Below are 13,461 nucleotides of genomic sequence, written 5' to 3'. Positions count from 1 at the left end.
AATCTGTAACAGACCGTATTCGTACGGAACCGATCTCTGCCGGTGCTGTTGGACCTAGACCTCCGTATCCTCGTCCTGTTCCTTGTGCGGCATTTCTTCGATCAGGCGGGTTTCCAGCAATTGCCCGTTCCGATACAGGATCGGATAGGCCACCGCAGCGATGTGGCTGTTGAATTCACGGAACGCGCGCAGGGTTTCCAGGTGTATATCGCTGGTCTCAAAGCTTTCCGTACTGCCGTGCTGCAGGCGTTTGAGGTGGCGTTTGCGGCTGTCGCGCTCGGCCCGTTTGATTTCGGTTTTCTCAAGGCTCAGCAGACGGGCGCTTTCCAGATCGTCCGAGATCAGAACGTTTGAGGCCAGTTTGAGGTTGGCCAGGATGCCTTCGTGCATCTCAACCAGTTCCGACCAGCCCTCTTTTGAAAATGAAGCGCCCTTTTTCCGCATGTCGCCCGCCAGAACAGTCAACCGCTTGGCAACAACGTCGCCCGCAGTTTCCAGGCGGATTGCGTATTCCATCAGGTCGCGCGCCACTTTTGCGTTCTGCTTTCCGAATGTCTCCTCGGGAATGGCAGCCACGAATTTTCGAATACCCGACAGGCAGTTGTTCACATCTTCGTCCATGTCCCTTACGGCGCGTATCTGGTCCTTGTCGCCGCTGCGGTACAATTCCAGTGACGGGCGGAACATCGACTCGACCAGATCGCTCATCCGCAGCAGTTCACGCTTGAGGCTGGACAGCGCCTGAGACGGGCTGCCGGCGGTGCGCACATCCAGCGCGCTGGCCGGGCGACCTGCCTGGGCCAGCGCATTCGCAGATTTCGGGTCCGGAAAAAACTGCTCGAACGGCGCGCGCAATCGCCCGCAGAACGGCAGTGCCAGCAACAGCAACGAAGCATTGAACGCCAGATGCGCATTGACCAGCATCTGACCGCCCTGCAAATCCCCCAGAACACCGGCACGCAGTGCCGCAGTCGCTGCGAAAAGGGTGACAATCGCCCAGCTGCCGCGCAAGGCAAGGTTGGCAAAGGGTATGCGCCTGGCAGGCATTTCCATCCCCCTGCTCAGCCAAACAGGTATGAAAGCTGAACCGAAATTGGCCCCCAATACCAGCGACAGCCCGGCAGCAAATGGGATTGCGCCGATCTGGACCAGCGTCACACACATCAGGATCGCCGCGACCGAGGAATGCATAACAAAGGCCAGCGCGCCGCCGACCAGAAACGCTGTAATATAGTCGCGCGCCAGATACTCGGCGACGGCAGGCAAAAAAGCACTGTCCCGGATCGGGTCCATGGCTTCGCGCAAAAAGCGCAATGAGATCAGGATGAACGCAATCCCCATCAGGATGCGCCCCAATTGCCGGGGCTTCTTGGCCTCGGTCTTGACAAACAGATACCCACCAACCGCGAGAAGCAATGGTATCAGCCAACCCAGCTGGAACGACAAAACCTGAATGATCAGCGCCGAACCGAGATCAGCGCCCAGCACGATTGCAAGGCCGGTGGGAAAGGTCAGGAACCCCCCAGCAGCAAAACCCGATGTCAAAAGGGCAACCGCTGCCGAGCTTTGCAGAACCACCGCCATTACAATGCCGACCATTGACGCCTGCGCGTAATGGCTTTGGCCCGTCATGAGACGCTGGAACGAAGCCCCATAGCTGCGCTCGATCCCTGTGCGGACCATCCGCACTGCATAAAGCAGCAGCATCGTGGCTCCGGCCAGGCTGATGAGAAAGCTTACTATCGCCATGATCCTATCCGTTCACCAAGTCCAGCATTTCCCCGTGCAGTTCGGGTGTTGCCGCTGAAATCACCCGGCCGTCAGAATTCAGGTCAAGCGGCCGACCCTGCCAATCTGTCATCACGCCACCCGCCGCTTCAACCACGGCCAGCACTGGCAGGTAATCATAGGGCTGTAGATCATAGTCGATCACAGCATCCACATGGCCCGCCGCCAGCAGGGCATGGGGGTAGCAATCATAGGCGAACCGTCTGGTCTGTCCAGAATGCATCAGCCTGTCGAATAACGTCGGATGATCGCGATAGATCTTGTCCCCTTCGTTTACGAAAAGAATGGACTGATCCAGCCGCGTCTGGGCCGAAGTTGTGATCTCACGGCCATTCAACGTGGCGCCCCGGCCAACAACGCCGGTGAAAATTTCATTTATCGCTGGCATGCCGATCACGCCGATATCCGGTTTACCGTCAACCAGATGCCCCAACAGAAATCCAAAAAGCGGATGCCCGGACAGAAATGACCGGGTTCCATCGATCGGGTCGATGATCCAAACCTCGCGACAATCCTGACCCTCGAACCCATGTTCTTCGCCAAAGATGCCGTGATCGGGAAAATGCTGTCCAAGATAGGCGCGAACCTGCGCTTCAACACCCCTGTCGGCCTGTGTCACCGGGCTTTCATCCGATTTGAACTCAACCCCCAGCGCGCCACGAAAATACCCCCGCGCTGCTTCGCTGGCCAGGTCAGCTATCTTTACCGCATGAGACAGCAGGTCGGTGCTTTCATCGGTCTGTGACGTCTTTGGATTCAGCATTTGTTTCTATCCTGTTTAACGATGATTGCGATCCCGGAGCGGTTACAAATCAGGAACGACCATTTGGCGGTCTCGCCTCGATCTCATCTCAACACATCCCACAATAATCCTACAAATCAACAAATACTCAAACAAAAAAACCCAAATATCCACGCTTTCACAAAAGTATGTGGATTTTGAAACATGATTCGATTCTCAGAACATGCAGGCAAAGGCTGGCTACACGCAAACAGGCGCACCCAAAGGCCAGAGGGTTGTGACGAAAACAAGAGTGAGCTCCTGTGGACGTTCCGGCCCCTACACACTTGAAGACAAAGATTTAACTTATCCAGTAAACAAGTTTCCGGGATCGTGCCGCCTTTAGCAGCATTTCGGCGCTGAGCAAAACCGCGACCGCCGAAAGCCATGATTCCGAAGACCGACTGCAGACAGTTAAATACACTGAAATCTACCTAATGAATTGTCATGGAATACACTTCTAGGTAACGCGATCCAGCTATCTGAATTAAGGTCAGCAGTTCCAGGGTTGGCTAAGGTCTCTACATTTCGCTTATCCAGTGATCACTGTAAAGCGGGCCCAGGTCTCGGAGGGTCAGCGTCTTGCCCGACGACAGATCGATAACAGGCTTATCCAAAATAAGTTCTGCACGATCGAGCCCGCGAAAAAAGGACATTGCCATATTTTCATCCCGCGAGTCCCGGTGCCGGGATGGCCATGCGCGAAATGTATCAAGTTTTGATGTGATATGTGAGGCGAGGTCATCACGTACGAAAAATGCGTTCACGCCGGCCGAGTTTGTTCCGACAAATTGATACCCTTTCGCAGCGGCCAGCATTTTGAACGCACCCAGAGATGCACCATAATACTGGCCTGAATAATGTGCCGAGAAACGCTCGAAGCCCGGATCGTAAGGGACAGTCAGGTTATGCAAATCACCAAAGATCGCGTTGTATTCAACAATCAGTATCGCCGGAGATACGGAGCTAATCGCATCCAGCACCCAATAATCGTTGCCGTCAATATCGACACTAAGAATGCCAATTTCGCCCGACAGATCGTGTTCGATCAGCAGAGTGTCGATATTTTCCGCAGTAATAAAGGCTTCAACGGGCGTTATGTCATTGAAGACGTGGATTGGATCTGCCCGAACATACGCAATATTCGCGGCTGACCCATCCATGATCAGACCGCGCCACCCCCTGTGGCGCACCAAAAAGCGCGTATTCGCTTCGGTATAGTTTTCAACTCCAAACTCAACAAAGACGCGTGGTATGCTTGGCAGTTGCGAGACCAACCATTCGATAATGCCATCTTCCCCGAATTGAGAATGGATGCGGAATTCTGCGTCGGCGATACATTCAAGCCTTTCCATCGCCTGAACCTGCCGGGCAGCAACCTGCCCAGTGGCCAGCAGTAACCGTTCCTGGCGCTCCGCAATTTCAGCGAGATGAGCTGCAGTCATCTGCGGGGCCGGCGCAGACAAAGGCAGCGTTTCGGAAGAATGCAAGAAGCGCGATAAGACCCGACGCAGTTTCACGATAGGTTTCCGTAGTTGAATTGTAACAATGGTATCAAGAGCCTGTAAGATTTGGCATCAGCAAAAGATCAGTATGCGGAGAACCGGCCTTGGACTCGCCTTGCCGCAATGCCTCGTACATCTGATCAAGCGCATCAAGAGATAGCTGGTTTAGGCTATTCGGGTTAGATGTGCCAAGATCAATGACCCGGATATCGTCGCGTGATGCGATTGCGTCGCGTAACATTTTGTAACCCCCGGAACGCTCAAGACCATAGGGCCAAAACTCAAGCACAACCGGGCAACGCATTGTGGCCATTCTTTTTGCACAGGCCAGCACGTGACCTTCATGCCCTTGCGTATCGATCCAAATCAAATCGGGCCCGTCTTCAGGCAGCAGGCCATCCTCGACTAAACTGTCAAAGGTCCGAACCGGCACATCCTGAAGGATCCAATCGCCCTCATCATGTAGATTATTCGCGATGTCGCCTGAGACGCGAAGGCGATGGTCTCCGAAATTGGAAGGCGAGAGCTCCATCTGCATCGTGCCGTTTCTGTCCGATACTGCCATTTGGTGGCAGGACACCTTGTGATCTACCTCATGCAGGAATGTGTTAGCGCGCAAAAGTCGAAAGTTTTGCGGGTCTGGTTCAAAAGCGATAACGCGGTCAAAACCACGCCGTGCCGCATGGATCGAATGGGAGCCGATATTCGCTCCGATATCCACGAAACATGACGTCGCGATTTCATGCCCATTTTGGGCAAGAATCTGCATTACATCATCAATGGCGTGCTCCTGGAACTGGCCAGTCTGACGAAGAGACCCGCCAATCACGGAATCATTTCGGTGCGTTATCCAGTGCCCTCCTTCGGCACCGCGCGACATGACGAGTTCCGAGTTTTGCACGAAGGGTTCGGGTGAAGCCCATTTTGTTGTCGAGATTTCAGCCCCCCCTGAAAGGAAAGTTGCCCCGTTGCCATCGTCTTCTGAGGATTTAGGTGCTGCGTTCAAGCGTTGGCTCGACGGCCAGTGTAGCGCCAGATATTCCGGGCTTGCCATCCATTGCTGGAATTGGCGCCGAGGAGATCCGTCGTGATTCAATACCCACCTACGAAATATCCCGCGCGGCTTACCGTTCGCGTGGAAGAGCAGCCTCCGCAATATCCGGACTGGACGCCCGTTCGTTGTGCGGAACAGCTTTTTTTCAAGCGCTCCGCGCTTGGGTTGAACTTGGGTCATTGTGTGCGTTCTTTGCAGTTGCATGATATCATCGCGAAGGCTCGACACTTCCGTGGCGAGAGGTGGAACGTTGCCCAGCGCCCGGTGAATCTCTGATAATGCTCTGTCAAACCGGTAGACACCTTGGATCAGGTCCATCCCAATTCGAAGCGAAAACGCCTCATCCAGAGCACCGATCTCTGGTCCATCAACCTGTGCCACCACTGCATAATCAAGCGAAACATCTGTGAAAAGACTGATCAAATGAGCAGCTGTTTCCTCTCTTGGCTCACTGCCCTGCAAACGAAGAATCACGTTGCGCTCGAACCCGACATGCTCGGTGAGAAAACTGGTTAACCCCGGAGGCAGCGGTCGCAAGTGCGTAGGGTCAAGATGAAAATTGACCAAGCTAACAAGTGGATTTTCCGGATTGGGTGTTTCCAAAATCAAAAGCCCACCAGGGCGCAAAACACGGTGCGCCTCTGTTACCAGTTCGCGAATATCGTCAAAAGGCAGATGCTCGATCAAATGAAATGCGGACACTAGGGCAAGCGCGTTGTCTGGCAGCGCTTTCAACGCCGGCAGAGCCTCCATCTGTTCAACCGCCAGACCTTTTTGGTGAGCGATATCAAGCATCCCTTTGTCGATATCGACGCCACGTGCACTCAGGCCAGCCTCTTCCAGAATTTCCAGCCATTCACCTCGACCGCATCCCAGATCAAGCGCCTGTGCGTCCCCTTTCTGAGCGGCAAGTGGCGACAGGAAGGGTTGGTATACTCGCAAACGCTCTCGAATAAGAGAAGGATCGCCACGAAATCGTGCCTCGAAATCGCGATAGAAGGTGTCAGTCATACTCCGTACTTTCACATTTGCATGGTTTTGTCCGAGATGATCGCGCTTTTCTCGGATATTTACCTGATTGTTAGTACAAGTCAGGACAGAGGTCATCCCGTTTCTGGCTCGGAAATCACGCGTTCCTTCGCGTTACGTATTAGGTCAGAGGATCTGCAAGCTTAGGTGTGATCGGCGAAGGATCAAAACACCCTTAATCTGATATCACTCTGACCCCAAGCCGTTCTGGATAAGAAAGTAGACGGCCATAAACGGTGATGTGAATCAGAGATCCAATCACCTTTTCCTGCAGTTCATATACAATCCAGTTGGCGATGGTATCCGGATGCTACGGCCGATTGTTCTGCCAAGAACCTCTGGCGGCGGCAATCGAGATGCTTCAGGTCACTCCTTCAGCATCCATTTCAGCGTCTCTTCCAGAGTGTGACGGATGCCGATCGGGATCAGGTTTTCCAGAAGTGTGGGATCGCCCATCAGAACCTTGATTTCTTGTGCACGCATAAAGGCAGGATTAGACACCACCTCGATCTCATGGCCGGTTATGGTTCGGCACATGTCCAGAATCTCTGCCAGCGCGGTTGCTTTACCGGAGCAGATATTCACGGTTTCACCTTCGGGCGCGTTTTCCAGAAGCAACCTGTATACTCGCGCAACATCGCGTACATCGGAAAAGTCCCGCGCGACATCCAGGTTTCCCAATTCTATCTGTGGCTGCTTACGCCGGAAATGAGAAACGATCTTGGGAACAAGAAACTTGGGGTCCTGGCCAAGACCGGTATAATTGAATGGTCGGGCAATAACGACAGGAAGACGGTCGTTATACAGCCGGGCCATGTGCTCCATTGCAAGTTTTGAAACCGCGTAATCGTTAACAGGTGCCGGGGGGGTAGATTCCCCTATGGATGGCACGGCGGCGTTACCATAGATATTCGCGCTACTGGCCAGAACGACGGCTTTGCGGCCATGTCCGGTGTTGGCAAGCGCTTCTAGTAAGCACCGCGTCCCCATCAGATTGACCTGATAAAAGCTCTCGGCGGTTCCGTGTGCCACAAATGCGACCCCTGCCAAATGCAGCACCGCGTCCGGAGCGACATGGGTAATGACCTGCTCTAGACCCGATGAATCTGTCAAATCTGCTTCCAGATATTGGGAATCAGGCTTGGGGGCCGGATTTGTTCCGGTGCCCCAAACGTCCCACCCTGCTTCTGCAAGCTCTATTGCGGCATAGTGTCCGGTAAAGCCATAGCGTCCGGTAATCAGAACTCGGGGTGCCGGCATCAAAAGGACACACCCTTTTCGTTACGTGCAAGATCCGCCTCAACCATCATCTGGCAGAGTTCCTCCAAAGATGTTGTCGCCTCCCAACCAAGCTCTTGTTTTGCCTTGCTCGCGTCGCCAATCAGCAAATCCACTTCAGCAGGGCGATAGAATTTGGGGCTAATCCTCACAAGAACACGGCTGCCTTCGGCGTCCACCGCCACTTCTTTCTCACCTTCACCTTCAAAACGCAGCTCGATACCCGCGCTCTTGAAAGCCATGGAGACAAAATCCCGCACTGTCTCGGTGCGACCGGTCGCCAGTACAAATGTATCGGGTTCATCAGCTTGCAGCATACGCCACATGCCATCCACGTAATCCCGGGCAAACCCCCAATCGCGCTTTGCGTCAAGATTGCCCAGCTCAAGGCAATCAAGTTGACCCAGTTTGATTTTGGCAACCGCGTCAGTGATTTTGCGTGTTACGAACTCCAACCCTCGCAAAGGGCTTTCGTGGTTGAACAGAATACCTGAGCTGCCGAATATATCGTAGCTTTCTCGATAATTGATGGTCATCCAATGCGCGTATAGTTTGGCAACACCGTAGGGGCTGCGCGGCCAGAACGGAGTCGTCTCGCGCTGCGGTACTTCCTGAACCTTGCCGAACATTTCGGAAGTGGAAGCCTGGTAGAACCGGATTTTGGGGTTCACTATTCTGATAGCTTCCAGCAAATAAAGTGCGCCAACGCCGGTGATCTGTGCGGTTGTGTGCGGTTGTTCAAACGAGACGCCCACAAAGCTTTGAGCCGCCAAGTTATAGATCTCATCCGGTTCCACCTTCTGAATAAGCCGGATCATTGTCCCCATGTCAGTCAGGTCGAGTTCCGACAGATCCAGATTGGGATGGTTACGAATACCAAGCTCTTCAATGCGCCAGAAATTCGTGGAAACAACCCGACGGAAGGTCCCCACGACGTTATAACCCTTGTTCAGCAACAGCTGAGCGAGATAGGCACCATCCTGTCCTGTGATACCTGTGACGATAGCAGTTTTTGTCACTCTTAATCCCTTTCTGTTTTGTCTTTTGCCTGTCGGAAAATCCTGGCCGACATGAGCAGTGCTTTTTTGTCAACTTAGTAGTGTGTGCAAGACCGCTTTAGTATTATTTCACGCGCAAGGGCTACAAAACTGGCCAATTCAAAGCTCTGTATTGGAATTGAAACCTGCGAACCCAAGCTTAGAACCAAGAGCGCGGACTTTCTGATGAAAGATTGGGCCTGCGATAAGTCGTGAAAGACGTCAATATGCATCGGTTTTTTTGGGTGCGTACATTGCCCGCCCCATATCCCGAGCCACATCTGACCAACTGCGCAGTGGCGCGGTTTTGATTTTTTCTTCCAGTTCTGAACGGTGGGCAGCGTTATTGAGCCTTAAGACGGCCTCGCCGATGCTTTGGACGCTCATTGCATCACAATATTCAACAAGATCCATTCCTACTTCGACGAGCGAGCTATTCTGGGCGACTACGGCCGTTTTTCCGTAGGCCAACGCCTCGCCCACGGGCAGGCCCCATCCCTCGTAAACACTCGGCATCAGCACGAACTGGCAGTTCTTGTAAAGGACGCCAAGCTCCTCATCTGTTGGTCCGTCAACCATGCTTACATAGCCGTATATATCGCCTGTCCCCTCCAATAGGTTATCGAACTCGTCTGTAAGCCAGCCTTTGCGGCCGGCAAACACAAGCTTAGGCAGATCAACATGGCCCTGATCAACAAGGTACTTCCACGCCATCGCGGTGCGCCAGATATTCTTGCGTGGTTCGACCGTACCAACACAAAGCGCATAAGGCTCACCAATAATTTTCCGCAGGTGGACACTTAGCTGGCTGGCGTCTTCAAGATGGGGGAAAGCGTCGAACGAAATCCGCGAAGACACGGGCCCTTGTTTCTGGGCATTCTCGTCTTCGAGCCCAATCTTGGACAACCCCGCCTGCGCCAAGGGAACAGCGGTCGCATTTCTCTGGATATCGTGTGCTTGAAAAAAGCGTAAAAGATCCTGCCGGGTCGCCTCAGAGATTGTCATGTAGCGGCTTGTGTACTCCCGACTGTCTAAAAGCCAGTCATAAAATACATAAGGCATGCTTCCAGCTGTAAACTGTGGTGCCACGATAGGGATCAGATCGTACACCAGCGAATGTACTTCCATCCCACTCGCTTTCGCCTTTTTGAACGCCTGAGTGTGGCGCGCCAGCCAACTGCTGTCCAGAAGCACAAGATGGTCACCTTCTATTGCCACATCGAACAAAGGTTGCTCGGTTCGGCGAGACCCCGAGGTTTCGACTGGTGCTTTCTTCCGCCGGGCCGCGCGCCACATCTCTGATGACATGTCCTTTTTTCGAAATACGGACTCTCTTCTGAGAAAGCTCATCACATCCAATTTGGTGCGGTGGAAGAAATACTTTGCAGGGCGGTTCCGGTACCCGTCCAACATTGGAAGATTTGAGCGCGCGGATTTCCAAGGATAGAAAATCTGCCGCAGCTTAGCTGGCGACGTAAGGGTTTCTCGACCCATTTCCTCCAGAAGCAAACAGCGCTGAACACCGGAGTTTGCATCGCACCAACAAAGGTAAACAAGCTTTGGATCGCTTAGTTTAGAAAACTCTGAGATCAACTCAACAACAACACGCTGAATGCCCGAGTAGCGATCAACTTTTTTGATATAGTCGATTAGTCCTGAGATATCGAAGAATACTTTTTTGCCATCTTGGTTAAACGTAGGGGCGTTCATAGCTTACTCTCCATGCAGTCTGCCAGATGAAGTGGTCTCATCTTCTTGGATTGTTTCGCAGTAATACCGAAGTGTACTGATTTTAAGGGCTTTTGCGACTAACTCGACTTCATGAGCAAGTAATCGCGCTTTTCTGGAAAATTGAGGTTCACACAACAGAAGGGCTGACTCTTGACGGCGAGTGTGGCGTCTGCCTGACAGAATGCCGAGTAATGCGGAGACCTGCGCGCAGCGCCGAGGTCGATTGGACCAAAACCACGTGACATTTTAGAGGGGAATTGCCAGGCATGACAGTCCTTTCAAAGTTTATGGGCTCTATTGCCGGGATGGGTAACGGTCCCGTTAGTCCAGTCTTTGCAATACCGCTCGCACGTCCGCTGCAACGTTCGACCAAGCGCGAAGCTGCGGTTTATGCGCAGCAATGCGTGCGCGAAGGTTCTGAGCGAACTCCGGATCTGTCAGCAGCCTTGTGATATGGTTTGCAAGTTGATCAGGCCGATCTGGATCGAAATAGACACCAAGATCTCCGCACACTTCTTTCAGAACCGCCGCAGTAGAGCAAAGCGCTGGTGTACCGAACCACAAGGCTTCACCGGCGGGTAAACCCCAGCCCTCCATTCGGCTAGGCATGACAAGTGCCAAAGCATTCTTGTACAGGTTTACAAGGTCTGTCTGATTGGGGTTCTCGCGGAAGACCACGTGCTCACGGATCGTTGTGCATTCGTCTGATTGCAGATAGGTGCTTGTTTTGTGACGCAACGCCCCTGCCAGAACCAAAGTGGGTACGTCTTTCCCGTCACGCTTCAGAATGCGCAATGCTTCGAATACGACATCCAGGTTCTTGCGGCCCAGCATCGATCCAACTGTCATGATATATGGATTATCCGGAATATCTTGCTCGGATTGCTCGGTTCCCTCGGGGCATTCATGAACCAAGGGGACTGCGTAGACCTCTGGCGCTTCCGGCAGAACACCTTTTTCGGAGAAGTCCAGAACTTCCTGTCGCGTAAATTCGGAGTTTGTTAACAGCGCCTTGGCGCGGGAAACCAGCAGTTGGTTATCCCCTATGAAGTTGCGCGGGAAACTTGCCAGCTGGTGTTCAAAATCGTGCATGGGGATCATGTCATGCAGCAATGGAATGATATCGCAAGACACCCCTTTACGATCCAGAGTGCACAGGATTTCAACGATCAACTTGGGCCGCCCACAACTCACCAACGTCTTTCCAGACATGTCGATGGGCGTCATGTCTGGGGCTATCGCCTCCCAGGCTTTGCGGTTTCTGCGCCCGACCAGCGGTCTGACGGCCGCCAGCACCAGATCCCTCATAATTGACTTGGTGTAGTGGTGACTGCGCACGCGCAATTGCCGGATACCGATTGGAACGTTCAGGTCAACGCCACCATCTGCTCGTATGGTTGGGAATACTTCTAGAAGTTCATTATGACCCTGCGAGAAAACGGCGAATCTGACGGACGCGTCCTGTTTTCTGAGCTCAGCGCCAATCTCGGCAACGACCCTGGCGATCCCGTAATAACGCAGCTTACCGGTCGAGGCTAAAAGCACCTCGGTCAGGTCATAGACAACCTGCCGCTTCTTGGCTGCATTGAGATCGTTTTCCATTTCCGTTTTCCTTCGGCCACCCGGTCAGTCTAAAGCGGTTATCCAACCGTGTCCTAGACCCTGGAATAGACGTCCTCATAGCGGATGATGTCATCTTCGCCCAGATAGCTTCCGGTCTGCACTTCGATCAGCACCATTGGAACCTTGCCTGGGTTTTCCATGCGATGCACAGCGCCAAGCGGAATGTATACGGACTGGTTTTCAGTGACCAGCTTGACGTCGTCATCGACGGTCACCTTCGCGGTTCCCTCAACAACAATCCAGTGTTCGGACCGGTGGTGATGGCTTTGTAGCGATAGTGCTGCGCCGGGGTGTACATGAATACGCTTGACCTGAAAACGTCCGCCAACCACCAGGCTTTCAAACCAACCCCACGGGCGGAAATCCTTGGGAAAAATGGTGGCCTGGCTTGCGCCCTTGACTTTGAGCGCCTCGACAGCCTTCTTCACGTCTTGCGCACGGGATTTGTCCGCCACCAAAACCGCGTCGGATGTAGCCACAGCGATTATGTCCTTCAGGCCGATGCCGACCACTTCCAAATTACCCGCCTCAGAACGCAAAAGCGTGTCATTACAGTCTATTGAGGTCGCATTACCTGTGGCCACAACTCCGTTGTCATCCGGTCCCGCCTCACGCCAAACCGAACCCCAGTCACCCAGGTCAGACCAGCCAGCAGAAAATGGAACAACGCTCAGGTTGTCGGCCTTTTCCATCACCGCATAGTCGATCGAGATATCTTCGGCCTGCTTCCAGGCCTCTGGGTCCAGCCGTAGAAAACCCAAATCCGTTTTGGCAGCTTCGCAAGCGGCCCGGACCGGAGCCATCAGTGTCGGGGCGTGGGTTTCAAAAGCGGCGATGACGTCACAGGCCCTGAAAAGGAAAATGCCACCATTCCACAGATGCTTGCCGTCGGCCAGCATCGCAGAGGCGGTTTCAACATCTGGTTTCTCGACAAAGCTGTCGAGTTTGACAGGAGCGGTGCCCTCCGGTGCTCCAGCCAGTTTAAGATAGCCATAGCCGGTCTCGGGCCGATCCGGTGTTATCCCAAAGGTTACCAACTGCCCGGCTTGGGCTGCTGGCACACCTGCAGCCACGGCTGCACGAAAGGCGTCAGCATCAGGTACAACATGGTCGGAGGGCTGAACCAGCAATAGGGCTTCGGGGTCGGACTTTGCCACATGGAGGGCTGCCGCCAGAACCGCCGGCGCGGTGTTGCGCCCCTCAGGTTCAATCAGAATCGTGCCTGGATCAATGCCAGCCGCCTGCAATTGTTCAGTCACGATAAACCGGAAATCAGATCCGGTCACCACTACCGGTGCATCATAGTCCGACCCTGACACGCGCCGGGCCGAGGATTGAAACAGGGTCTCGTCCCCGGTGATCGCTGTAAACTGCTTGGGATAGGATTTCCGGGACAGCGGCCAAAGACGGGTGCCAGAACCACCGCAAAGAAGAACAGGAGTGATGGACACGATCAGATAACCTTTGCCAATAAATGCAAGTGCCTAGTGTCAACTTAAGGGCGCAATTTCAAGGTTGTTCCACTACCACTGGGTACGTTTTGGCGAAAAAACGCTAAACGCCTGCCCCCTGAGGCCGCATTGTCCAGGCATTTCCGCCTCAATTTCCCAGTTGAGGTTCGATCGCCACGTGCCT

The 13,461-nt window shown here is 53.5% G+C and carries 9 protein-coding genes; all 9 read right to left on the bottom strand.

Features of this window, described 5'->3' with window-relative positions:
- Positions 1-54: 54 nt before the first annotated feature.
- Entirely contained in the window at positions 55-1,749 is a 1,695-nt protein-coding gene (locus tag ACR0DY_RS11000) for a Na/Pi cotransporter family protein (protein WP_480898267.1), read from the bottom strand.
- 4 nt (positions 1,750-1,753) lie between these two features.
- The gene (locus ACR0DY_RS10995; protein ID WP_480898265.1) at positions 1,754-2,551 is read right to left on the bottom strand and encodes an inositol monophosphatase family protein; all 798 of its coding nucleotides are present in this window, start codon (positions 2,549-2,551) and stop codon (positions 1,754-1,756) included.
- A gap of 539 nt (positions 2,552-3,090) precedes the next feature.
- Positions 3,091-4,089: a hypothetical protein gene (locus ACR0DY_RS10990; RefSeq protein ID WP_480482564.1), complete on the bottom strand. Its 999-nt coding sequence runs from the start codon at positions 4,087-4,089 to the stop codon at positions 3,091-3,093.
- Between the two features lie 34 nt (positions 4,090-4,123).
- Positions 4,124-6,235 (bottom strand): FkbM family methyltransferase, encoded by a 2,112-nt coding sequence (locus ACR0DY_RS10985; protein WP_480898262.1) that lies wholly within the window; start codon positions 6,233-6,235, stop codon positions 4,124-4,126.
- Between the two features lie 288 nt (positions 6,236-6,523).
- A complete protein-coding gene (locus ACR0DY_RS10980; protein WP_480482568.1) occupies positions 6,524-7,417 on the bottom strand; it encodes an NAD-dependent epimerase/dehydratase family protein in 894 nt (297 codons plus the stop codon).
- Positions 7,417-8,454, bottom strand: a complete 1,038-nt coding sequence (gene gmd, locus ACR0DY_RS10975) for a GDP-mannose 4,6-dehydratase (protein ID WP_480482570.1) — start codon at positions 8,452-8,454, stop codon at positions 7,417-7,419. Before gmd ends, ACR0DY_RS10980 begins: the two co-directional genes overlap by 1 nt.
- 240 nt (positions 8,455-8,694) lie before the next feature.
- A complete protein-coding gene (locus tag ACR0DY_RS10970) occupies positions 8,695-10,182 on the bottom strand; it encodes a glycosyltransferase family 4 protein (RefSeq protein WP_480482572.1) in 1,488 nt (495 codons plus the stop codon).
- Between the two features lie 342 nt (positions 10,183-10,524).
- Complete coding sequence (locus tag ACR0DY_RS10965; RefSeq protein ID WP_480482574.1) at positions 10,525-11,805, bottom strand: glycosyltransferase family 4 protein; 1,281 nt, start codon at positions 11,803-11,805, stop codon at positions 10,525-10,527.
- A gap of 53 nt (positions 11,806-11,858) precedes the next feature.
- Positions 11,859-13,277 (bottom strand): mannose-1-phosphate guanylyltransferase/mannose-6-phosphate isomerase, encoded by a 1,419-nt coding sequence (locus tag ACR0DY_RS10960; RefSeq protein WP_480773023.1) that lies wholly within the window; start codon positions 13,275-13,277, stop codon positions 11,859-11,861.
- Between the last annotated feature and the right edge of the window lie 184 nt (positions 13,278-13,461).

The organism is Ruegeria sp. O6, assembly GCF_056535045.1.
Note: the sequence above shows the minus strand (reverse complement) of the source record. Positions and strands in the feature narration are given on the sequence as shown.